The sequence below is a fragment of the Tistrella mobilis KA081020-065 genome, from assembly GCF_000264455.2.
Lineage (GTDB): Bacteria > Pseudomonadota > Alphaproteobacteria > Tistrellales > Tistrellaceae > Tistrella > Tistrella mobilis.
In genome coordinates, this window is record NC_017956.1 from 2,305,216 (window position 1) to 2,327,979 (window position 22,764).

Below are 22,764 nucleotides of genomic sequence, written 5' to 3' on the forward strand. Positions count from 1 at the left end.
ACCCCGCCACGCCCGCGCCGGCAGGCATCCGAACAGTAACGCACCGCCTCCCAGTCGCGGGCCCATTTGCGCCGCCAGGCGAAGGGCCGCCCGCATGCCGCACACAGCCTGGCCGGCAGATCGGCCTTGCGTCGCATTTTCGGCATCGCATGTCTCCCGGGTGGTCAGGTCTCACAATTCGCGGTCTCCGCCCCATATACCGACGGCGGAAGCCAACGGATCACCCGTTCGGCATCTGTCGAGGGAGTAATCGTCCGTGACCTCAACGCCGCCCCCTGCCTTCGAAGACCCGATCGGGCTTGCGATCATCGGTGCGGGCCTTGCCGGCATATCCGCCGGCCGGCTGGCCAGACGCCAGGGCGTCACGCCCCTGATCTTCGACAAGGGACGCGGCATCGGCGGCCGGCTCGCCACCCGCCGCGCCACGCTCGACGACGGCACGGTTCTCCGCTTCGACCACGGCGCCCAGTTCATGACCGCCCGCAGCCCCGCCCTGGTCGCCGCCATGGCCGGGGCCGAGGCCGCCAATCTGGCACGCCGCCTGCCCGCCCCGCCCCTGCATGGCCCATCCCTGCATGGTCAACCGCCGGCACCCGAACGCGACCAGCCCCGCTGGGTAGGCCAGCCCCACTGGGTGGGCATGGGCGGCATGACGGCGATCGCGAAACATCTGGCCCAGGGTCTCGACATCCGCACCGGCACCCGCGTCGGCGGGGTCGTCCGCACCGGCCGCGGCCTCTGGCGGCTGGAGGACGAAGACGGTCTGCCACTGGTCCAGGCGCGCCGGCTGATCGTCACCGCCCCGCCCGAGCAGACGCTGGACCTGCTGATCGATGTCCTGCTGCCCGAAGGCTGGCGCCGCCGCATCGCCTCCACCATCGTCGCCCCCTGCTGGGCGCTGATGCTGGCGGTGGACGAGGCACTGCCCCTGCCCGGCCCGCGCTGGCGGCCGGAGGACGAGGCGATTGCCTGGCTCGGCGACCAGACCGCCCTGCCCGGCCGCGCGGCAGGTCCGCAAAGCCTCGTCGTCCATGCCACGCCGCATTGGAGCCGGATCCATCTTGAGGAAACGCCGGAGGTGGCCGCCGCTTCCCTGCTCCGCGAACTCGAACGCCTGATCGGCCGGGCGATCACCCCGCGCCTGATCCAGGCCCATCGCTGGCGCTATGCTCTCGCAGAGGTGCCGCTTGGCTCACTTTGCCTGGCCGATACCGGGACCGGGATCGCCATCGCCGGCGACTGGTGCATCGGCGGGCGTGCCGAGGCCGCGGTGGACAGCGGTCGCGCCGCAGCCCTGGCACTGATCGGCTGAGTAAGACCGGTCAGGCACCAAGGGTTTGTCACCAACACTTCATTTCTGATCCGAGGGTTGCGCGGCTAAGAATAGGGTTCACCCCCTCTGGTTGCGGTCGCAGATCCCGGCGACCGACCCCGCTTTGTGCCGGTGGCCCCCGCCTCATGTCCGTGCTCTACCAGTCCTCGTCCGACCTGCCCGACCTCGTCGCAGGCCTCTATGAGCGCCGGGCGCATGATCTGTATCTGGGCGAGCCGGTGACGGTCTACGAACATGCGGTGCAATCGGCAATGATCGCCGAGGCCGACGGTGCCGCACCGACCATGATCGCCGCCGCCCTGCTCCATGATGTGGGTCAGCTGATCCGCGGCGCCGCCGAGGACGCCCATCGCCTGGCCGACGACGAAGAGCATGCCCGGGTCGGCGGTGACTTCCTCGCGAGCTATTTCCTGCCCGAGGTGGCAGAGGCGGTGCGCCTGCATGTCCAGGCCAAGCGCTATCTGGCGGCATCGGATGCCGGCTATGCCGCGACGCTGACCCCGGCCGCCCGTGTCGCCCTCTCCGCCGGTGGCGGTGCGATGTCGCAGGAAGAGGCGACGGTGTTCCGCATCCGCCGCCATGCCGATACCGCCCTCAGACTCCGGCGCTACTGCGACCGGGCGAAGCAGCGCAATCTCGTGCTGCCCCGCTTCCGCAGCTTCGCACGTCATGTGCTGGCGGCGGCGCGGCGCGACTGACGCCGCGCCGCTCGTTCCGTCGATCATCTTCCGTCAGTAGTCGTAGCTCCAGGTCGCACCCACGGAACTGCCGCCCTCGGCACCGACTTCGGTGTCGACCTTGATGTTGGGCAGCACCTCCAGCTCCACCGTCACGGCACTGCTGCCGGCCCCCTGCTCGACACCGACGAACAGGTCGTCGCTCAGATATTTGCCGGCCCTGACCGAGGCGCCGGAGCCGGTATCGTCGGTGCCGACATCCAGCACGTCGAGCCCGAACAGGTCACGGGCGAAGCCGGTGGGATCGAAACCGCCGCCCCCGCCGCCGGTCAGCGTCGCCAGCCCCTGCCCGACCCTGATCGCATCCACGGCCGACAGTTTCGCTCCCGGCTTGCCGAAGAAGGCCCGGGCCAGGATCTCGTCCTGCGCCAGCGCCGGTTCCGAAGTCAGCGTCAGCTGCGGTGCCGAGGCCCGGCCGGTGACCTGCACGATGGCGGTGACATCGGCATTGGTCAGCGTCGCTTCGATATCGAGCCGCGGATCGATATCGGCCAGACCGTCGAAGGTGATGACACCCTTCGAGAAGGTCAGGGTCCGCCCGACCACATCGGCCTCGCCGCGCACCACGCTGAGTTCGCCGTTGATCACCGGCGCGCCGGTGGTGCCGCGCACCTTCAGATTGCCCTGCCATTCGGTGTCCAGCCCACGGCCGCGCACGAAGATCCGCCCCGGCGCCCGGACATCGATGTTGAGCGCCAGCCCGCCCGATGCCTGCTGCTGCTGTTCGGGCGAGCCCGGATCCGCCACCACCCGGCCGTTCCTGACCTCGACCACGTCGATCGTGCGGATCGACGGCCCGCCGCTGTCGATCAGCCGGACCTCCGCCTGACGCACCGTCACGGTCCCGCCCAGCTGTCCGTCGCCCAGCCCGCCGGTCATCGCCAGATTGCCGTCGAGCACCGCATCGACATCGTCGCGGCGCACCAGGCGCGCCTGATCGATCTTCACCTTGATGTCCATGCGCGGGTCGGCAAGGTCATCCAGATTGACCGTACCGTTCACGGTGACCGTACCACTGCCACCGTCGCGCGCATCCAGCTTCACCGCCAGACAGCACCGCCCGGAGACACCGATCTCACCGGTAATGCCCGTCAGCAGCGTGCCCACATCCTGGTTCTCATAGGCCGCACCGGTCAGCCGGATACCGCCTGCGACATCCGGATTGGCGACGGTACCGTTCACGGTCATGTCGGCATCGATCCGCCCGGCGAAGCGCTGGCCGTCTATGCCGGCGGCCAGCGCCAGCCGGCCCAGATCGCCCTGCCATCGCAGCCGGCCCTCGACCGGCCCGGCGTCATCCAGCGCAATCTCCGTCGGCGCCCCGCGCCGGAAGGGCTGGAGCGGAGCCTTTGCCGTGACGGTCAGCGGCTGTTCGCCCAGACCTGCGATCGCGAGGTCCAGATCCGCCGTGCGGTCGCCGAGCGTCGCCTTCACATCGCCCGAGATGATCGGCGTTTCCATGCCTTCGACCTCGGCATCGACCGGCAGGTCGCGGATTGTGAGCGTCACCGCGCCCTCCCGCCCGCGCGGGCCCATGGCCAGATCGATCGTGCCGTCCAGCCGGCCGCCATTGCCGATCGGCGCCTGGAACCGGCGCAGCGGGTCGAGCGGCACCGCCGTCAGCCGGCCTTCGGCGGTCAGCCGATCCGGCGCCATCACGGCATCGAGCACGATGCGGCCGGCCTTGCCGATCCGCAATTCCGGCAGGTCGACGCGGGTGGCATCGGCAAGGCGCACCGTCGCCGGCGCCCCCAGCCCCAGTTCTTCACCCAGCGCCTGGCCCTTCAGCCGGTCGAGCGTCAGCACCATCGCCCCCTGCCGGTCGGTCGCCAGATTGCCGCCGGCATCCAGCGTCAGCCGGCCCTTGAAATTGCCGGTCGCCGCCAGATCGAATCCTGTCGCCGCCCCCTGTGGCGTGGCCGTGGCCTTCAGCGTGGCCAGCTGCACGGGACCGGCGGTCACCCGCTCGGCCGCGATCGTCGCCCGTCCACCCGGCCGGCCCTGGTCCAGCACCAGGTCGGCATCCAGCGTCAGCCGCTCGGCCGCGACACTGCCGGCCACGGAAAGGGCTGCCGCCTCGCCATCGGCCTTCACCGTCTGGCGGCCGCGCCGGTCGGCACCCAGATCGACATCCAGCGACAGCCGCCCGCCCATATCGAGCCCGGCCAGCCGGCCGAGCGGCGCCAGATCCGGCGAATTGATGTCGAACCGGCCGCGCACCAGCGCATTGGCGAGGGTCACCGCCGCCTGACCACGTGCCGTGGTGCCGGCGAAATCGAGGGTCAGCGCATTCACGTCCAGGCGCTTGCCGCCATCGGCCGAAGCCGCCTCGGCCGTCAGCCTGAGCGGGCCTTCCGCGGTCTCGCCATCCAGGGCCACGCGACCGGTCGGGGCCGTGAGCAGATTGCGACCGTCGAGATCGAGCGTCAGGCGCTGGACGTCGATCGTGCCCAGCCGGCCATCCGCCAGCCGGGCCGTCACCCGCGCCGCCGGATCGGAAAGATTGCCGCCGAGCGCGATATCAGCTTCCAGCCTGCCCGTGGCCGGTGCGCCGACCGCATCCGCCAGCCGCCCCAGATCGCGCACCGCAAGAGTGAGTTTCGTGCCGTCGAGCCCGCCCGCAGCCCCCAGCGCCGCCCGTCCGGCGAGGCGGGTGGTTCCGGTCGCAAGCGACAGGTTCTCGGCCATGACCCCGCCCTCGCCCGTAACGGTCACCCGGGTGGCGAGATCGATCCGCCCGGCCAACGCCGCATCGGCCTCTGGAATGCCGAGTTGCAACGACCGGCCTTCGGCGGAGACATCCGCCACCAGACGGCTCGCCGGATTGCCGGTGACCGTGACATCGAGCCCCAGCGTGCCGGCAAGCTGCGGCAGGCCGGCAAGGGTGGCGAGCCGGCTCAATTTTTCGGCCGACAGCCCGGCCTGGGCGTCGATGGTGCCGTCGCCCAGGGCGTAGCTGCCGGTGGCCGAAAGGTTGGCGGTGCCGATGTCGAGCAGTGCCGCATCGATCACCACCTTGTCCGCGGCACCGTCGAAGCTGCCCCGGGTTTTGAGCGACAGAACCCCGTCGGCCGCCTCTGGCGGCAGGCCCAGCGCCGCCGGGCGCGGCCCGTCGAGATCCAGATCCAGCGCCAGATCCAGATCGGCCGGCAGGTCCTGGGCCGGCGCGCGACCGGTCACCGCCGCGGTCAGTCGGGCGGCATTGGCGAAGGGCCCGCCATCGCCGATGCCCTGCAGCCGCGGCGCCGCCAGCGTCGCCGCCAGCCGGGCATCGACGGCGGGCCAGGTACCATCGACATCCAGCGTCAGGGTCGCCGCCGACATCGCCGCCGGCTGCGCCAGCGCCAGAAGCGGCGCCGTGCCCGAGACATTGCCGGTCAGCCGCGCCTGCACCGCACCGGTGCCGGTATCCATCCCGGCCGTGCCCGAAAGGCTGACGCCGCCGGTCGAGAGCGCCAGCCGGTCGACGGCCAGCGTCTGGCCATCCGGCTGCCGCGCCGACAGATCGAAAGAGAGCGGGGTTTCCGAGGCGAGCACCAGCGGCGGCACCGGTTGATCCGCAGATGCGTCACGCGCGAGGGATGCATCGCCCTCGACGGGTGCATCGCCCGCTGCGGGTGCGGCTGCATCGGCCCCGGCGAGCGCCCGGCCCATGCCGGCCCAGTCGAGTTCGCCCTGAAGCTGCAGCGAGGGATCGGGACGCAATGCCAATGCGATGCCGGTCTTAAGATCGGCCAGCCCCTCCACATCCGCGGTCAGCCGACCGGTCCAGCCCTCCAGCGGGCCCGAGCCTTCAAGCCTGGCGGTGATCGGCGGCCGGCCGGGAAGATCCGCCATGGTCGCGACCAGCCCGCCTGCCGCCTCTTCGGCCACCAGATCGACATCCAGCGTGCCGGCCTTGAGATCGGTTTCGAGGGCAGCCGATACCCGTCCCGCCGGGCCGTCGAGGCGATGGATGTCGAGCCTGGCCCACGAGGTATCGCCACGCCCGACCCGCGCCGCGCCGTCGACCCCCAGCATGGCCGGCGCATCCAGACCGGTCAGCCGCGGATCGAGTTCGAGCAGCGAAACGCTCAGCTGCCGGAGATCGAGTGTCAGCGGCGGCAGCATGCCCTCGTCGGGCAGGCGCACGGTCCGCGGATCGAAAGGCTCCGACGGTGGCGGCGGCGTGCCGTCATCGGGCGGCGGCGCAACCTTGATCCGCTCCGCCGCGATGGTCGCGATCTCGATGCGCCCGGCGAGCAGGGCCGAGGGCCGCCACGAGAAGGTGACGTCGTCGGCCACCAGCCAGGGATCGGCCGGATCGCCGATGCGGAGCCGCGGCAGATGCAGGCGCCCGAACAGGCTGCCCTCGATCGCCGGCAGTTCCACCGGCCCCAGACCGGCCGCCTCGATCCCGTCACGGGCAAACCCGGCGATGGTCCGGCGCCCCTGATCGCTGTCGGCCCAGATCGCCGCGCCGCCGATGCCGCCGGCCACAACCACCACAAGGCCCACCACCCCATAGCCCAGGATCTTCCGGATCCGGCCACGGCGCCGTTTCGCCCTGCCTTTGTCAGGTCCGGGCTTGGGTGGCTCGGCTCCGCCGCTGGAGGACGGGGTCGTCGGATCGGGTGCCCGTTCGGGCGTGTCACTGCTCACGTTTCGGTCTCACTCCGCCTCGGAAGGCCGCATCCGGGTCACCGGTCGGTCAGAATGCCTGTCCAAGGCTGATATAGATCTGATAGGGGTCGTCGGCATCCCGGCGGTCGAGCGGCAAGGCCACATCGAAGCGGAACGGACCGAGCGGCGTGTAATAGCGCAGACCCAGCCCGGCGCCGGTCCGCAGATTGGTGGACAGATCCGGCCAGGGCTCTTCCGAGATCTGACCGGCTTCGATGAAGGGCACGACGGAAATGTCCTGGGTCACCGGCATGCGCAGTTCGACCCCGGCTTCCGCCACCGACCGGCCACCCAGCGGGTCGCCATCACCGTCCAGCGGCCCCAGCATGCGATAGCCGTAACCGCGCACCGACCCGCCGCCACCGGCATAGAAGCGCTTGTCCGCCGGCAGCGTTGCCGTTGCGGCACCGGCGACGGAGCCGATCCGGCCGCGGCCGGCCAGCACCCAGCGCCCCAGCTCGTCCAGCGGCACATAGATCGAGCCGTTGAGTTCGGCCCTGAGGAAGCTGATCGCCGCTCCCTCGATCGCGCCGGTATAGGGGATCACCTCGCCCGAGATGCGATAGCCGCGCCGCGGGTCCAGCAGGCTGTCCGAGGCATCGCGCGACAGGGTTACCGGCATGCCCAGCAGATAACTGGTCCGCTCGCCCTTCTCGTCGTCGAGGATCTTGTATTCGGGGGCGAGCGCCAGCGAGCCGCGCCAGCCGTCGCCCAGCGCCCGTTCCTGGCCGAAACGGGTCTCGATACCGCTCTGCTGGAACGCGTCGGTGTCTTCGTTGATCAGCTTGACGGTACCGAAATTGAACCGGTCCTCGCGCGGGTGCGGCCGCTTGTAGTTCACGTCCAGTTCCTGAAGCACCGGCGAAATGTCGAGTTCGGTGCGCAGCTTGTCGCCACGACCGGTCAGGTTGCGATGCTCCCAGAAGGCACGCAGTTCCGGCCCGACCGTCGTCGAATAACGCACGCCGGCACCGATGCTCCGCGGGGGACCTTCGACCACCGTCAGTTTCACCGGCATGCTGCCGTCGGCCGGCGGGGTCTCGGGCGTCTCGATCACGGCCGAGGAGAACAGCCCCGTGGCCAGCAGGTCGGCGCGGAAGCTTTCGATCTTGCCGACATCATAGGTGTCGCCGGGCTGCCAGGGGCGCTTGCCCTCCACAACCGTCGCCAGCACGTCTTCCAGCCCCTCGACGCTGGTATCGCCGAAGCGGGTGAAGGGGCCGCTGTCGATGTCGACCGTCACCGCCATGCTGCGGGTGTCATGGTCGACGACCGCGCGGCGGCCGGTCTGGCGGGCGAAGGGATAGCCGTTGGCGCCCAGCGTCGTCAGCAGGTGGCGCTCGCCGGCCACGATTTCCGCAGCCTCGGCGGCCGCCCCCATCGGCAGGCCCAGCGCCTTGGGCGTCATCTTTTCGGCATCGACCAGCGGCGGCTGACCGGCCGCCCAGTCGACCGTCCAGCCGGCCAGCTTGTAGCGTGGCCCCGGGCGCACCGTGATCTGCGCCGCCGGCGGCTCGGCATCGCGATCGATGCGCAGGCGCACCTCGCCGTCGAAATAACCGCGGGAGCGCAGGGCCTTCTGGAACAGCTCGACATCGCCCTGCCCGCGGCGGCGCAGCGCCGCCAGGCTCGGCGGCGGGCGGTCCTCCAGCCGGCGCAGCTCCGACAGGCTGTCGAACAGCTCGTCCAGCGGCGCATCGGCCAACTCGTCTACCTGCGGCTGGCTGCCGGTAACACTGCCGGTCGCCCCCTCCTTCTCCTCCCGCGCCCGCTTCTCGGCCCGGGCCTCGGCCAGGCGCTGCTGTTCGGCCGCCTCTTCCGGATCCAGCCCCTCGACGGTGATCTGCGTCGTGTAGGTCACCCCGCCCACGGTCGCGAAAAGCGGCTCACCGCTTTCGGCCACCGGTTCCTCATCCACCAGACCAAGGCTGCGGCCGACATCATTGACGGTCCCGCATCCACCGAGCAGGGCTGCGGCAAACAGCGCCGGAACCAGCGGAAGACGGGAAGTGTGGGACGGGCCGATCTTGCGACATGGCACCTGTGAGAGGCCTCCGGATCAAGCTGCATCATGCGCGACGGGCGCCGCTTCACCTTAACGATCCCCGCCCCCGGACGGCAAGCCGGGCTCCCCCTTCGTGCCGTGACGAATTTTGGAACCGGCCCGATCAGGGGCGGGCCCGGCGCGCAAGTGGCATTGACGCGACCACATATCGCGCGCAACGATCATCTCATGCGCTCACCGCAGAAATGAGCCGTTCACCTGTCCGGAGGATCATCCACGATGCTTGGCATCAAGCTCAGCGAGATCGAAACGTTCCTCGCGGTCGCCGAGGCGGGGTCAATCAACGGCGCCGCCCGTCGCATGCATCTGACACAGCCGGCCGTCACCCGGCAGATCCAGCGGCTGGAAGCGGAGCTGGGGTTGATTCTGCTCGACCGGCGCAGCAAACCGCCGACGCTGACCGCCGCCGGTCGCGATGCGATGGAGCATTGCCGCCGTGTGCTGAGTGCGGTGGAAGATCTGAAGGCGATGGGCATGGCCGAGGGCGCCACCGCCGGACGGCTCCGCCTCGGCTTTGCCCATGGCGTGGTCGATCTGGCCGTCACCCGGCCGATCGACGAGCTGCGCGCGGCTTTCCCGCTGGTCGCCCTGCAGATCGGCAGCGGCTGGACCGGGGAATTGATCGATCAGGTCCGTGATGGTCGCCTGGACGCTGCCGTTGTCCTGATCGATCCCAACGAGCACCCCCCACAGGATATCGAAGGGGTGCGGGTCGGCTCCGAACCGGTCTGGATCGTGGGCTCCGCATGTGACGAAACCTCCTCTGGTCCGATCGCGCCCGAAGAGCTGGCTCGCGCAAGCTGGGTGCTCAACCCCGAAGGCTGCGGCTATCACATGGTGGTGCAGCGTTTGCTGGACCGTATGGGGGCACGACTGGAGGTTGCGGCCGAAGTTCTGGGACCAGATATCCAGCTGTCGCTGATCGCTCGGGGTGTCGGGTTCGGGCTGGTGCCGGCCCGCCGGGTGATGCAGAGCGCCCAGGCCGGTGACCTGCGGCGGATCGAGGTGCGGGGGCTGGACCTCTCCCTGGCGGTCTGGGTGCTGCGCTCATCCCTCGCCGGTCGGCTCACCCCCGCCATCGATCATCTGGCAGGTTCGCTCGCCGCCCTCTGGGCCCCCGCCGCAGCCCCGGCCGTCGCCGTCGCCGCCGTCTGAACCCGGCCGGGACCTGCCGGTGCCGCCTCGTCTTCATCCACCGTATGGGCAATCGCCGCAGCCAGCGCGCGGGAGATGCAGGCATAGCCCAACGCGTTCAGATGGAAGCGGTCGGTGAACAGCAGGTCCGGGGTCGGATGCGCGCGGTCTTCTTCCCAGGCGGTCATCAGCGCATAGCGGCTGTAGATCGGCGTATGGGTCTCCTCCGCCACCTGATGCATCAGGGTGACGAAGGCGGCATAGGTCCCGGGATCCTTCGCACCGGGATAGAGCTGCAGATCCATCAGCAGTGCATCGGCTCCGCTCTCGCGGATCATCTCCAGCCCCTCGCGCAGCTGATCGGTGAACCGGGCACGGTCGACCGCACGCAGCGCGTCATTGGTACCGGCCTGCCAGATGACGAGATCGGGATCGTTTTCGGCCAGCAGCTCGTCCAGCCGCGTCAGCTGATCGGCGGCGATTTCGCCGCCCACACCGGCATTGATCACCCGGATGCGGCTCTCGGGGTAACGGCGGGCCAGGTCGCGCTCCAGCCGGAAGGGATAGCTCGCCTCGGGCCGCGGCGCGCCATAGCCCTGGGTGGACGAGGATCCGATGGCCAGCACCACCAGCGGCCGGCCCTCTTCCAGTTTCTCATCCGTCACCGGCAGATCGCCCGCCAGATCCGGGCCGTCTTCCGGCACACGGCAGACGCCATCGATGCTGGTATCGAGGGCAAGGCCGAAGCTGCCGGCATCCTGTTCCGGCGCCCGCTTCGGTGTCACCGCTGCCTCGGCAGCCAGTGCCGCAGGCGGCACCGCCGCCAGCCCCGGCAGGAGCATGGCGGCGGTAACGGCCAGCGGGCGAAGAACGTGGTGCAGCAGGCGGGTCATGATCAGGCGCGGACGGGACCGAAGGCCTTGGCCGGCGGGACGGCTGCGGACGGCGCCGCGGGCGCGGTGCGGGCAGGAGTCACGGTCGTACGAGCGGGCGTCTGGGTAGTGCTGCGCTTCAACCATTCGAGGCCCCCGGCAAGCAGGACGAGAATGACGAGACCGGCAGACACCAGTACCACATCGAGAACCACGCCACCACCCAGCGGAACCCGGACCAGCTGCGCCGCCACCGCCAGCAGAGAGCCGGTGGCAAAGACCGCCAGACCCTGGCGCCCCATCACCGCGAAGGGGTTGTTGGCCCCCAGATCCCGCAGCCAGCGGCCGGCCGGCGAATAGGCGACGACATAGACCAGAGCCAGCAGATGCAGGATGCGCGGCAGGGTGACGAAGGTCTTGTCCTGACCATAAAGGAAGAAGGGGATCGGCAGCATGTCGCGCGCGGGATAGAAGGCCACGAGCTTCATCACCAGCGCCAGCACCAGATAGGCTGCCGCCAGCCACCAGGCCCAGGCCCGGTAGGGCACCACCTGCGCCCGGCCCAGGATGCCGGCACCGACCACGAAACCGATCGCGAAGACGAACTGCCAGGCCAGCGGGTTGAAGAACCAGCCGCCGCCGTTCGGCCATTGCGGGGCGTTCATGCCGGTCATGTTGGCGACCACCCAGACCGTGGCCGAGGCCACGAGCATGGCGCCGACGCTCGCCCGTGCGATCAGCATCATCACCGGCAGGGCCAGCATGAAGCAGATATACATCGGCAGGATATTGAAGTAGCCGGGCTGATGGCCCAGCGTCACCACCCCCATCAGGCCGGCGGCGGGGTCATTGAAGATCGGGCCCAGATTGATCCAGGAATACAGCTCCGGATCGGCGGTGGCGCCGGCCATCCAGGCCACCAGCGCCGCCACTACGGCGATGCAGAAGACATGGACCAGATAGAGGTCGAAACCGCGCTTTGCCGCCTTGGCGCTGGCCAGCCAGGGCCGGTCGGCGGTGAACTTGCGGAAATAGGCGAGCGCCGCCGCCAACCCTGCCAGGAAGACGAAGATTTCGGTCGCATCCGCGAATCCGAAGTTACGGATCGTGATGTTTTCCAAAGGGTTTCCCGGCACGTGATCGATGAAGATCATGGCCAGGGCAAGGCCCCGTACCGTATCGATCTCGTTCAGCCGGCCGCGCCGTGTCGCGTCCATCGGTTTTGTCCTTGGTGAAGGTGGCCCGCTGCTTTACCAGCAACACCATTGCAACGCACCAGGCTTCAACCGGTACAGGGGCATAATGTGGATCCCCCGCGTCAAAAGCGGGGCAGGTCCGTGGCGGCCGTGACCATTCTCCCATCGGCCCACGTGCCACCACTACAGGTGGAGCTGCCACGATCCGGTAATGATCATTATGTCTATTATGCATTGGCGTCATGATCAGATCCGACATTATGATCTACCTGTGTTCCCGGTATGGTTGACTTTACCCGCCACACCGCCCTTCCCGGGGCGTTGTGGCGGGATTTTTCTTCCAGCCAAAACACAACCTTTACGATGGTTTATAAGCATATTTACGCGTGAGATGCCCATGAGCCAGGATCCGAGTGCCGCCCCGTCCGCCATCGGCCAGCCGCCCCAGTCACCTCGGATACGCGACACACGTCCCGGGCTCGACCGGACAGCCCGCCTCGTGCTCATTGCGGCCGCCGTGGTCGTGACCATTTCGATGGGCGTGCGCCAGGCATTCGGCGTCTTCCTTACCCCCGTCGTCGCCGAACTCGGCATCGGTCGCGAGGTCTTCGGCTTTGCGATCGCCGTGCAGAACCTGCTCTTCGGGCTGATGCAGCCCTTCATCGGCATGATCGCCGACCGTTTCGGCCCCTCGCGCGTGGTGCTGGCGGGCACCGCCGCCTATGTGGCGGGGCTGGTGCTCGCCGCCTCGACCGGTTCCCCCACCGGGCTGATGGTCACGCTGGGCGTGGCTGTGGGCTTCGGCCTCGCCGGCACCAGTTTCGTGGTGGTGCTGGGGGCGGTCGGCCGGGCCGTGCCCGAAGCGCGGCGGCCGCAATGCTTCGCCCTGGTCACGGCCGGCGGCTCTTTCGGCATGTTCGCGGTGGTCCCCGGGGCATATGCCATGCTCGACGCCTTCGGCTGGCGGGATGCGATCCTGCTGCTCGCCATCGCCGCCAGTGCCATGGCCGCCTTCGGCTTCGCGCTCGACGGGGCACGCCGGCGCAGACCGCAGGGCACCGCCGGGGCCGCGCCGGCCCCTGCCCGCCCCGTCCGGTGCCGACACGCTGGGCCAGGCGCTTCACGAAGCCGCCCATAGCGGCAGCTTCTGGCTGCTGGCACTCGGCTTCGGGGTCTGCGGCTTTCAGATCACCTTCATCGGCGTGCACCTGCCGGCCTATGTCGGCGATGTCGGCATCCCCGGCTGGGTGGCGGCCTGGGCGCTGGGGCTGATCGGGGCCTGCAACATCGTCGGCGCCTATGTGCTGGGCAGCCTGGGCGCCCGCTTCCGCGGCCGCAACATGCTGGTCGCCATCTACGCGCTCCGCACGATCTTCGTTCTGGCGGTGGTCGTTCTGCCGCCCTCGGCACCGCTGATCCTGGCCTTCGCCGCGCTCTTCGGCTTCACCTGGCTCGGCACCATTCCACTCACCAGCGGCATGGTGGCGCGGATCTTCGGACCGCGTTACCTTTCAACCCTTTATGGCGTGGTCTTCCTGTCGCATCAGGTCGGCGCCTTCCTCGGCGCCTGGGGCGGCGGCTATGCCTACGACCTGCTCGGCTCTTACGATGCGGTCTGGGCGGCGATGGCCGTCATCTCGGCGATTGCAGCCCTGATGCACCTGCCGATTTCCGATCGGCCGGTGGTCCGGCAGCCGAAAGCCGCGTGAGCGGGGCGGCGATCCGGGCTATACTTTCCGGATATCCCGTTACGGAGGCGAACGTGATGAGCGAAATGCTGCCCGTCGACCGGATGCATATGAGGCACGAAGCGGCAGAGGACGAAGCAACCGACGGCGACCGGCCTTTGCCAGCCTGGACCATTCACGCCGCCGCGATCGGCATCGGCCTCGTGCTCGGGGCCGCCCTCTACGGCTGGGGCCGCTATTCTGGCGTCATCTCCATGGACTGGGTGGGCCTGCTCTGCGGCTGAGCCGCAAGACCAGGCCCGGCCCCCATTCCTTGATCAGACCTTCTCGACAATCAGCGCGATGCCCTGGCCGATGCCGATGCACATCGACACCAGGGCGTAGCGCCCGCCGCGACGCTCCAGTTCGCGCAGCGCCGTCAGCGTGATCCGCGCGCCCGAAGCCCCCAGCGGATGGCCGACGGCGATCGCACCGCCATTGGGGTTCACGCGGGCATCGTCATAGGCCAGATCCAGCTGCTTCAGGCAGCCCAGCACCTGGGTCGCGAAGGCCTCGTTGATTTCGATCACATCCATATCGGCAAGCGAGAGCCCGGCGCGGGCCAGTGCCTTGCGTGCCGCCGGCACCGGACCCAGCCCCATCACCCGGGGCTCCACCCCGGCCACCGCCGCCGCCACGATCCGCGCCCGGGGCTTCAGGCCGAAACGGGCACCGGCCGCTTCGGTGCCCAGCAGCAGTGCTGCCGCACCGTCATTGATGCCCGAGGCATTACCCGCCGTCACCACGCCATCGGCCGCCAGCGGCCGAAGCTTCGTCAGCGCCGCCAGGGTGCTGTCGGGTCGCGGATGCTCGTCGGCCGTCACCTCCAGCGCCGGCGCCTTGCGGCCCTGGTCGACGGTGACGGCCGTGATCTCGCCCTCGAAGAAGCCGGCCGCGCGCGCCGCTTCATAGCTCGCCTGCGACCGCGCCGCAAAGGCGTCGCTCTCCTCGCGGCCGATGGCCAGGTCGCGGGCGATGTTGTCGGCGGTCTCGGGCATGGTGTCGCCGCCATAGGCCGCGATCACCTTCGGGTTCGGGAAGCGGGCGCCGATGGCGCTGTCATAGACCTTGAAATCGCGGCCAAAGGCCTGTTCCGATTTGGCGACCACGAAAGGCGCGCGGGTCATGCTTTCCACGCCGCCCGCGATCATCAGCTCGCCATCGCCCAGGCGGATGGCACGCGACGCATCGATCACCGCCGCCATGCCGCTGCCGCAAAGCCGGTTGACGGTCTGTGCCGCCACCTCCACCGGCAGGCCGCCCATCAGCGCGCCATGGCGGGCGACGTTGCGGGCATCCTCGCCCGCCTGGCAGGCACAGCCGGCAAGCACATCCTCGATCGCGGTCGGATCGACGCCGGTCTTTGCCATCAGCGCCCGGATCACCTGGCCCAGCAGGTCGTCGGGGCGGATGCGCGACAGCACGCCGCCCTGGCGGCCGAAGGCGCTGCGCAGGCCGTCGAAGATGAAGGCGTCGGTGGTGGCGGACATGGGAACGGTTCCTCCGGGCTTTTCTCTGGTCTTGTCTCAGGCTTCGTCGCGGGTCAGCGGCAGGCCCAGGCGGGCGCGGCGCGACAGCCAGGGGCTGGGCCGGTAGCGCGGATCGCCGGTCGCCGCCAGCAGCCCCTCCAGCACCGTCAGCACATGGGCAGCCCCCAGGCTATCGCCCAGGCGCAGCGGCCCCTTGGGATAGCCGAGGCCCAACTCTACGGCCGGATCGATGTCGGCCGGGGCGGCGATGCGCATCTGGGCGATCTCGCAGCCGACATTCACGATCTGGGCGGCGATGCGCTGGGCGACGAAACCGGCGCTGTCGCGGATCCGCGTCACCGGCACACCGCCCTGCTCCAGCCGCACCGCCATGCCGGCGGCGAGCGCCGGATCGGTGGCGGGCGAGGTCATCAGGGTCAGCCGCCGCTCGAAGCCGAACAGCGGGTCGATCGCCAGCGCCCGGGCCGAATCGACCCCCGCCTCCAGCGCCGCCGTGGTGCAGTCGGTTCCAAGCGGCAGCAGCAGGGCGATCGCGCCCTCGCCCGGCCGGTCGCCCGCATCCACCACCATGCCGGCCCGCGCCACCAGCTCCTGCGCCGCCGCCCGCCAGGCCGGATCGGCGGCAGGCCCCACCCAGACCGGCCCGTCGACCGCGCGGCCAGCCAGCGGGTCGGGCTCGGGGTCCGGCTCGATCCGCGCGCGCCCGTTCTCATAAGTATAGAAGCCGGCGCCGGATTTCCGCCCCAGCAGCCCGGACTCCATCCGGTTGCGGCCGATCGGCGACGGGCGGAAGCGCGGCTCCTGAAAGAACTGGTCGTAGATCGATTCCATCACCGGCTGCGAGACGTCGAGCCCGACCAGATCGAACAGCTCGAACGGCCCCATGCGGAACCCGGCCGCGTCGCGCATGATCCGGTCGATATCCACCGGCCGCGCCACCCCGTCCTGCAGGATGCGCAGCGCCTCCACCCCGAAACCGCGACCGGCATGATTGACCAGAAAGCCGGGGCTGTCGGTGACATTGGCCGGCAGATGGCCGGTGCGGCCGGCCAGATCGGTCAGGGCCGCGGTCACCCAGGGGGCGGTGCGGGCCCCCGCCACCACCTCGACGATCTTCATCAGCGGCACGGGATTGAAGAAATGGAAGCCCGCGACACGCTCGGGCGCCGCGCAGGCCGCCGCGATCGCGGTCACCGACAGCGACGAGGTGTTGGAGGCCAGGATGCAGCCCGGCCCCACCGCCGGTTCCAGATCACGGAACAGCGTGCGCTTGACCTCCAGCGCCTCGACGATCGCCTCGACCACCAGATCGGCGCCTGCGAACGAGGTCGGAGCGGCCTCCACAACCTTCAGCCGACCCAGGGTTGCGTCGATGTGATACTGGTCACACTGGCCCTTTGAGGCCTTGCGTGCCAGCATGTCGGCGATGAAGCCACGCGCCGCATCGGCTGCGCCCGGCTTCGCATCGGCCAGGCGGACCTCGACCCCGGCTTCGGCCAGAACCTGGGCGATGCCGCGGCCCATGGATCCGGTGCCGATCACCCCGGCGATATCGATCCGTCGGGGGGCGGAAGTCTCGGTTCGGGCAGCGAAATCGGTCACGGGCGGGGTCCTCCGGCAGGCGCCGCCATGCGATTTCCGCAGGGCGGACTCATATTCCATCGCGTTGACGGGGAGGTTAGGCAGTGTCAGATTGGCCTGCAACCGCAATCCATCAGCATGCGCATCCGCGGAATTTGCCCGAGGCCGAGCCTCGTCCGGACAATTTTCACGGGTAAACGACGGAGCGGCGGGGTATGAATTCCGGCAGACGATCGGAAGCGCCCCAGGGGAGGAAGTTGGGAGTACAGGCATGCGCAAACGTGCCGAGATCGAGCCCATTGCAGAGCTCGACCCGGAAGAAGCCGCACGCGATCGGAATTTCGTGACGGCATTGGCCCGCGGGCTCGAGGTGCTGCGCGCCTTCCGCGTCGGCAACCAGCCCATGGGCAATCAGGAACTGGCCGAGATCACCGGCCTGCCGAAGCCCACGGTCTCGCGGCTCACCTATACGCTGACCAGGCTGGGCTATCTCTCTTATAACGAGCGGATCGGCAAGTATCGCCTGGGCTCAGCGGTGCTGACGCTGGGCTACAGCATGCTGGCCGGGCTGACGGTGCGCGACATCGCACGTCCCCTGCTGCAGGAGATCGCTGACTATTCCGGCGTGTCGGCAGCCTTGGGCGACCGTGACCGGCTGAACGTGCTTTATGTCGAATGCTGCCGGGCCGATACCGCGGTCACGCTGCGCCTCGACGTGGGCTCGCGGATCCCGATTGCGACCAGCGCCATCGGCCGCGCCTTCCTCGCCGGCCTGCCCGAACAGGAGCGCGGCTTCCTGATGGAACACATCCAGCGCCGTTCCGGCGCCGAATGGCCCAAGATCAAGGAAGGCATCATACAGGCGCTGGACGAGGTGAATGCCCGCGGCTTCTGCACCTCGATCGGCGAATGGACCACCGGCGTCAATGCCGTGGGCGTGCCGCTGCGCCGGCCCTCGGGCGGGCTGATGGCGATCAATTGCGGCGGCCCCAGTTTCATCGTCCATCGCGAGCGGATCGAGAAGGATATCGGCCCCCGTCTGGTGCGCATCGCCCAGCAGATCGAAGCCTCGCTGGTCCGCCGCTGACCGCCACGACCGACGCCCCCCCCAGGACCGACGCCCCCAGGAGTTGCAGACCCGACATGACCGGACGCCCCACCATCGTCTCGCCCGCCTCCCCGCCCGATGCGGTGGAACTGGCCGCAATCCTGGCCGAGGGTGAACCGCCGGGCGCCTACAATGGTCTGATCGGCACAAAGCTGGTCCGCTGGCAGCCCGATTACGCCGAGGTCTCGATCGAGCTTGGCCCCCAGCACCTGAACCGTGCCGGCGTGCCCCATGGCGGGGTGATCGCCTCGATGCTCGACAGCGCCTGCGGCTATGCCGGCAATTACTGCCCCGACCCCACGCGGGCGCGCTATTGCGTCACCCTGTCGCTCACCATCGGCTTCATCTCCCAGACCCGCGGCAGGCACCTCACCGCCCGCGGCCGGGTGATGGGCGGCGGCCGCAAGATCTTCATGGTCACGGGCGAAGTCACCGACGAGACCGGCGCGCTCATCGCCTCGGCCCAGGGCACCTTCCGCTATCGCGGCGGCAGCGAATCGCTCGAAGGCGTGCCGCGGGGCTGACCTTCGATGGCACGCACCCCATCTTCTGCTACGATGCGCCGGAGATGGAGGCTCTCATGCAAAACGTCGACCCGTTGGGCCTTGATATGCTCGACTTAGACGTTCTTCGCCGCAAGATCGCCGAGGCCGATGCCGACCCTCGGCCAGATCTTGACGAAGAAGACCTCGATCGTCATTTCGCGGTGCTGCTCCGGGAAGCACTGGCTGCTCGCAGGGCCTGAGTATTTCTATGCATACCTGAATATTTCCCTGCATATCTGTCATCCCTGCTCAGACGATCCGTCTGACCGGCGCCCCATCCAGCCAGGCGGCCACCGCCTCGGCGGTCTGGCGATAGAAGATGCGGAAGTTTTCGGCCGTCACATAGCCCAGATGCGGGGAGACCACCACCGTCGGCAGTTGCCGGAACGGGTGGTCGGCGGGCAGCGGTTCCCGGTCGTAGACATCGAGGCCCGCGCCGGCCAGGCGGCCGGTCGACAGGGCGTCGATCAGCGCCGCCTCGTCGACGATCGGCCCGCGCGAGGTGTTGATCAGCACCGCCCCCGGTTTCATCATCCTGAGCGCCGCCGCATCGATCAGCCCGCGCGACCGGTCGCCCAGTTTCAGATGGATGGTGACGATATCCGCCGTCGCCAGCAGATCCTCTTTCGAGACGCGTCGGGCCCCCACCTCCCGGCAGCGGGTATCGGTCAGATTGGGGCTCCAGGCCACGACCTTCATGCCGAAGGCCTGCGCCACCTCTGCCACCCGTCCGCCCAGCCGGCCAAGGCCCAGCACGCCCAGGGTCTTGCCCTCCAGCCCCCGTCCCATCACCGTCTGCCAGGGCTGCCCCGCCTTCATGCGGGCGCTTTCGGCGCCGGCCCCACGCATCACCTCCAGGATCAGCGCGAAGGTCAGCTCCACCGTGGGGGCCGCCAGGCCTTCGGTGCCGCAGACCGTGATGCCCTGTGCCCCGGCCGCCTCCATGTCGATCGCGGCATTGTGCATGCCGGTGGTGACGATCAGGCGCAGATCCGGCAGCCGTTCCAGCACCCGTGCCGGCAGGGGCGTGCGCTCGCGCATCACGCAGACGATGTGGAACCCGGCGAGCGCCGCCACCACCGCCTCCTCGTCGGCAAAGCCGGTATGAAAGACCGTCAGCGCCGCCCGGTCTTCCACCGCCGACCAGTCGGCGAAGCCGGTTGCGACATCGTGGTAATCGTCCAGGATCGCGCAGCGATACCGCATCGGTCTTCTCCTGCCTGCAAACGCCACGAACCGCCGCGGCACCGGCCGGCGGCGGTTCGACAGGGATGATACAGGAGATCGGGGCGGAAGGTTCCGGTCAGATGAACAGCTTGCGCAGCTGGCTTGAAATCACATCCAGCAGGCTGACCATGACGATGATCATGATCATCACCGCGCAGGTCTCGGCGAAATAGAAGCCGCGGATCGCTTCCCACAGCACCACGCCGATGCCGCCGGCACCGACCATGCCGACCACCGTGGCCGAGCGGACATTGCTTTCGAAACGGTAGAGCGAATACGACACCCAGAGCGGCAGAACCTGCGGGATCACGCCATAGATCACCTCGGCCAGCGGCCCGGCACCGGTGGCGCGGATGCCCTCCACCGGCCGCGGGTCGATCGCTTCCACGGCTTCCGAGAACAGCTTGGCCAGCACGCCGGTGGTGTGGACGAACAGCGCCAGCACGCCGGCGAAGGGGCCGAGGCCCACCGCCACCACGAACAGCATGGCGAAGACCATTTCGTTGATGGCGCGCAGCGCATCCATCATCCGCCGCACCGGCTGCACCACCCAGACCGGCGCCACGTTCGACGACGACAGGATGCCGAAGGGAATGGCAAAAACAACCGCCAGAACCGTGCCCCAGAGCGCCAGCTGAATGGTGACCAGCAGCTCGTCCAGATAGAAGCGCCACTGGTGGAAATTCGGCGGGAAGAACTCGGCCCCGAACACGCCCATATTGCCGGCATCGCGGAACAGGTCGAGCGGCCGCATCTCGGCGCCGTCCCAGGACCAGACCAGCACGGCGGCGAGCAGGCCGTAGGTGACGTAGCGCAGCAGCGATCCCTTGAGGTCGCGCGGCGGCGTGATGCCGGGCGTGCGGGGCTGGGCAAGATCGGTCATGGCGGCCGGAACTTTCAGAGAAAACGACGTCGATGGTCGAGACTGGTCTGACATGAAGAACGACCGGCGGCGCGGGGGCCGCCGGTCGTTTGAGGCCGATGGATCACGAAGCCTTGGCGGCCTTCTCGATCTCGGCGGCGCGCTTGTTCAGCGCGTCGAGCTGGGCGTCGATCTCGGCGATCTTCTTCGCCTTCTCGTCGGCGGCCATGGCCGTATCGGCCTCGAGCTTCGCCTTCGAGCGGAACAGCTCCAGCTGACGGATCGGGATCAGCTGGTCGTTGCTGCTCTTGCGGAACGGCGCCCAGGTCAGACCCTGCAGAACCGCCTTTTCCTTCTCGGCGTCCGGGCCTTCGACACCATAGGTCAGGAAGAAGCTCGCGATCTTCTCCTTGGCCTCGGCCGGCAGGCTGGTGCGCCACACGATCGGGTCGGCCGGGATCAGCGGCGACTTCCAGATCACCTTGATCTGCTTGGCCTTCTCGGGGAAGGTCTTCTCAAGGCGGGCCATGTTCTCGGTGTTGTTGGTCGCAACGTCGACCTGGCCGTTGGCAACCGCCAGCGCATTGGTCTCGTGGTTCGCTGCCAGCGTCCGCTTGAAGGCGGTGCGGGCATCGACATTGTTCTGGGCGAAGACGTAGTAGCTCGGCACCAGGAAGCCCGAGGTCGAGTTGGGATCGCCGTTGCTGAAGGTCAGATCCTTCGCCTTGGCCAGCATGTCGTCGACCGTGTTCAGGTCGGTGCGGTCGGCCTGGGTGATCAGCAGCGACCAGTAGCCGGGCGAGCCGTCGGCCGCGACCGTCTGGGCGAAGATCTCGCCGCCGGCGCGGTCCACCGCTTCCATCGCCGACTTGTTGCCGTACCAGGCGACGTCGACCTTGTCGAAGCGCATGCCCTGGATGATGCCGGCATAGTCAGGCGCGAAGAAGGCCTTCACCTCGACGCCCAGCTTGCGCGACATGTCGGCCAGGAACGGGTCCCACATGCTCTTCAGGTTCTGGGTCGACTCGGTCGAGATGATGCCGAAGTTGATCTCCTTCATCGAGGTGATCTTCATGTCTTCGGCGGCGGCGGCCGGCAGGGCCGAACCGACGGCGATGGCGGCCGCCACGGCCACCTGGGTCAGACGCTTCAGGAACATGGGGTGCATGCCTTCCATGGGGCGTGGGATGCGTGAGGCGGAAGCACTGGGTGGCAGGGCGCGGCGTCAGACCGCCAGCGCCTGCCCCGCAGAAGCAGAGGCAGCGGCCGGCGCGGCGCGGTCACGCACGGGCAGGCCGATATCCTCGATCTCGGTCCCGTAGAGACGGGCGAGCATGTCGTTGGTCAGCGCGGCAGACGGGCCGTCATAGACCAGCCTGCCCTTGGCCAGCGCGATCACCCGCGAGCAGTAGCGGAGCGCGTAATCCACCTGGTGCAGCGAGACCACGACGGTGGTGCCGTCCTCGGCATTGATCCGGGCGAGCGTGTCCATCACCCGCCGGGCGCTTTCCGGGTCCAGAGACGCGATCGGCTCGTCGGCCATGATCACCTCGGCCTGCTGGACCAGAGCGCGGGCGATCGCGGCGCGCTGCTGCTGGCCGCCCGACAGTGTCGAGGCCCGGCGATGGGCCCATTCGGCGATGCCGACACGCTCCAGCGCTGCCAGCGCCCGCATGCGGTCGTCGCGACGGAAGCGCCCTGTGATCACCCGCCAGAGCGGCAGGCTGCCGAGCGTGCCGGTCAACACATTGGTGATCACCGTCAGCCGGCCGACCAGGTTGAACTGCTGGAAGACCACGCCGATCCGGGCGCGGCGCCGGCGGATGTCGCGGGCAATGCGGCCGTTCTTCTGCACCGAACCGCCCAGCATGCGGATCTCGCCGCCTTCCGTGCGGTCTGAGGCGATCAAGCCAGAAAGATGGCGCATCAGCGTCGACTTGCCCGAGCCCGAGGCACCGATCAGGGCGACCATTTCGCCCCGGGCGACCTGGAAGCTCACGCCGTCCAGCGCACGATGGCCACGGAACGTCTTGGTCAGGCGCGCCACCTCGATGGCGGGTGCGCTGGCGCTGTCGGTCATCGCCGGTCGGTCCTTCCGAATGTCCTGCATCGGGGGGCAATGTCGCCTCGCGCAGGGGTACCCCCGTCGGAGACGTCCCGGTCAGGCCGGCCAGGCGGGTTCAGATCACCTGCGGCCGTACCCCGGGCGGCCACATTGCGCGGCC

The 22,764-nt window shown here is 69.0% G+C and carries 19 protein-coding genes and 1 pseudogene; 9 read left to right on the plus strand and 11 right to left on the minus strand.

The window, feature by feature from the left end:
* Nucleotides 1–8 precede the first annotated feature (8 nt).
* A pseudogene (locus TMO_RS30370) lies at nucleotides 9–146 on the minus strand (DUF2256 domain-containing protein); the annotation flags it as partial.
* 110 nt (nucleotides 147–256) lie between these two features.
* Between TMO_RS30370 and TMO_RS10445 the strand changes: the two are divergent.
* Nucleotides 257–1,312: an NAD(P)/FAD-dependent oxidoreductase gene (locus TMO_RS10445; RefSeq protein WP_014745591.1), complete on the plus strand. Its 1,056-nt coding sequence runs from the start codon at nucleotides 257–259 to the stop codon at nucleotides 1,310–1,312.
* A 146-nt stretch (nucleotides 1,313–1,458) separates the two neighbouring features.
* On the plus strand, nucleotides 1,459–2,031 hold the full coding sequence (locus tag TMO_RS10450; protein WP_014745592.1) for an HD domain-containing protein: 573 nt from the start codon (nucleotides 1,459–1,461) through the stop codon (nucleotides 2,029–2,031).
* Between the two features lie 33 nt (nucleotides 2,032–2,064).
* Here TMO_RS10450 and TMO_RS10455 read toward each other — a convergent pair whose 3' ends face one another.
* A complete protein-coding gene (locus tag TMO_RS10455; protein ID WP_014745593.1) occupies nucleotides 2,065–6,711 on the minus strand; it encodes a translocation/assembly module TamB domain-containing protein in 4,647 nt (1,548 codons plus the stop codon).
* A 49-nt stretch (nucleotides 6,712–6,760) separates the two neighbouring features.
* Nucleotides 6,761–8,773 carry an autotransporter assembly complex protein TamA gene (locus TMO_RS10460; RefSeq protein ID WP_014745594.1) on the minus strand — a complete coding sequence of 671 codons (2,013 nt, stop codon included), beginning with the start codon at nucleotides 8,771–8,773 and terminating at the stop codon, nucleotides 6,761–6,763.
* A 243-nt stretch (nucleotides 8,774–9,016) separates the two neighbouring features.
* On the opposite strand from TMO_RS10460, the gene TMO_RS10465 reads away from it, so the two are divergent.
* Entirely contained in the window at nucleotides 9,017–9,952 is a 936-nt protein-coding gene (locus TMO_RS10465) for a LysR family transcriptional regulator (RefSeq protein ID WP_051045364.1), read from the plus strand.
* Here the strand turns inward: TMO_RS10465 and TMO_RS29380 are convergent.
* Together TMO_RS29380 and TMO_RS10475 are read right to left on the minus strand one after the other, a co-directional pair.
* Nucleotides 9,880–10,824 carry an SGNH/GDSL hydrolase family protein gene (locus tag TMO_RS29380; RefSeq protein ID WP_014745595.1) on the minus strand — a complete coding sequence of 315 codons (945 nt, stop codon included), beginning with the start codon at nucleotides 10,822–10,824 and terminating at the stop codon, nucleotides 9,880–9,882. The two genes, TMO_RS10465 and TMO_RS29380, sit on opposite strands and share 73 nt — an antisense overlap.
* Before the next feature lie 2 nt (nucleotides 10,825–10,826).
* Nucleotides 10,827–12,020, minus strand: coding sequence for an OpgC family protein (locus TMO_RS10475; RefSeq protein ID WP_014745596.1), 1,194 nt, complete (start codon nucleotides 12,018–12,020; stop codon nucleotides 10,827–10,829).
* Between the two features lie 376 nt (nucleotides 12,021–12,396).
* Here TMO_RS10475 and TMO_RS32160 point away from each other — a divergent pair, with 376 nt between their 5' ends.
* Genes TMO_RS32160 through TMO_RS10485 form a run of 3 tightly spaced genes read left to right on the plus strand, consistent with a single transcriptional unit; the run spans nucleotide 12,397 to nucleotide 13,971 of the window.
* Nucleotides 12,397–13,137, plus strand: coding sequence for an MFS transporter (locus TMO_RS32160; RefSeq protein WP_322111251.1), 741 nt, complete (start codon nucleotides 12,397–12,399; stop codon nucleotides 13,135–13,137).
* Nucleotides 13,138–13,153: 16 nt separating this feature from the next.
* On the plus strand, nucleotides 13,154–13,708 hold the full coding sequence (locus TMO_RS32165; protein WP_267020229.1) for an MFS transporter: 555 nt from the start codon (nucleotides 13,154–13,156) through the stop codon (nucleotides 13,706–13,708).
* Between the two features lie 56 nt (nucleotides 13,709–13,764).
* Nucleotides 13,765–13,971 carry a hypothetical protein gene (locus tag TMO_RS10485; protein WP_041604909.1) on the plus strand — a complete coding sequence of 69 codons (207 nt, stop codon included), beginning with the start codon at nucleotides 13,765–13,767 and terminating at the stop codon, nucleotides 13,969–13,971.
* Between the two features lie 33 nt (nucleotides 13,972–14,004).
* On the opposite strand, the gene TMO_RS10490 is transcribed toward TMO_RS10485, so the two are convergent.
* Together TMO_RS10490 and TMO_RS10495 are read right to left on the minus strand one after the other, a co-directional pair.
* Entirely contained in the window at nucleotides 14,005–15,216 is a 1,212-nt protein-coding gene (locus TMO_RS10490; protein ID WP_014745600.1) for a 3-oxoadipyl-CoA thiolase, read from the minus strand.
* A gap of 36 nt (nucleotides 15,217–15,252) precedes the next feature.
* Nucleotides 15,253–16,818: a 3-hydroxyacyl-CoA dehydrogenase gene (locus tag TMO_RS10495; protein WP_014745601.1), complete on the minus strand. Its 1,566-nt coding sequence runs from the start codon at nucleotides 16,816–16,818 to the stop codon at nucleotides 15,253–15,255.
* 250 nt (nucleotides 16,819–17,068) lie between these two features.
* Here TMO_RS10495 and TMO_RS10500 point away from each other — a divergent pair, with 250 nt between their 5' ends.
* From TMO_RS10500 to TMO_RS31655, 3 genes are read left to right on the plus strand one after another with little or no spacing between them, the layout of a single operon-like run.
* Nucleotides 17,069–17,884, plus strand: a complete 816-nt coding sequence (locus tag TMO_RS10500) for an IclR family transcriptional regulator (RefSeq protein ID WP_014745602.1) — start codon at nucleotides 17,069–17,071, stop codon at nucleotides 17,882–17,884.
* 56 nt (nucleotides 17,885–17,940) lie between these two features.
* Nucleotides 17,941–18,429 carry a PaaI family thioesterase gene (locus TMO_RS10505; protein ID WP_014745603.1) on the plus strand — a complete coding sequence of 163 codons (489 nt, stop codon included), beginning with the start codon at nucleotides 17,941–17,943 and terminating at the stop codon, nucleotides 18,427–18,429.
* Between the two features lie 56 nt (nucleotides 18,430–18,485).
* Nucleotides 18,486–18,650 carry a hypothetical protein gene (locus tag TMO_RS31655; RefSeq protein WP_014745604.1) on the plus strand — a complete coding sequence of 55 codons (165 nt, stop codon included), beginning with the start codon at nucleotides 18,486–18,488 and terminating at the stop codon, nucleotides 18,648–18,650.
* Nucleotides 18,651–18,699: 49 nt separating this feature from the next.
* Here the strand turns inward: TMO_RS31655 and TMO_RS10510 are convergent, their stop codons facing one another.
* The 4 genes from TMO_RS10510 to phnC all read right to left on the minus strand — a co-directional run bounded on the left by TMO_RS10510 (nucleotide 18,700) and on the right by phnC (nucleotide 22,619).
* Nucleotides 18,700–19,656, minus strand: a complete 957-nt coding sequence (locus TMO_RS10510; RefSeq protein ID WP_014745605.1) for a D-2-hydroxyacid dehydrogenase family protein — start codon at nucleotides 19,654–19,656, stop codon at nucleotides 18,700–18,702.
* A gap of 97 nt (nucleotides 19,657–19,753) precedes the next feature.
* Entirely contained in the window at nucleotides 19,754–20,560 is an 807-nt protein-coding gene (gene phnE, locus TMO_RS10515) for a phosphonate ABC transporter, permease protein PhnE (RefSeq protein WP_014745606.1), read from the minus strand.
* Between the two features lie 103 nt (nucleotides 20,561–20,663).
* The gene (phnD, locus tag TMO_RS10520) at nucleotides 20,664–21,698 is read right to left on the minus strand and encodes a phosphonate ABC transporter substrate-binding protein (protein WP_014745607.1); all 1,035 of its coding nucleotides are present in this window, start codon (nucleotides 21,696–21,698) and stop codon (nucleotides 20,664–20,666) included.
* A 66-nt stretch (nucleotides 21,699–21,764) separates the two neighbouring features.
* On the minus strand, nucleotides 21,765–22,619 hold the full coding sequence (phnC, locus tag TMO_RS10525; protein ID WP_014745608.1) for a phosphonate ABC transporter ATP-binding protein: 855 nt from the start codon (nucleotides 22,617–22,619) through the stop codon (nucleotides 21,765–21,767).
* Nucleotides 22,620–22,764: the final 145 nt, after the last annotated feature.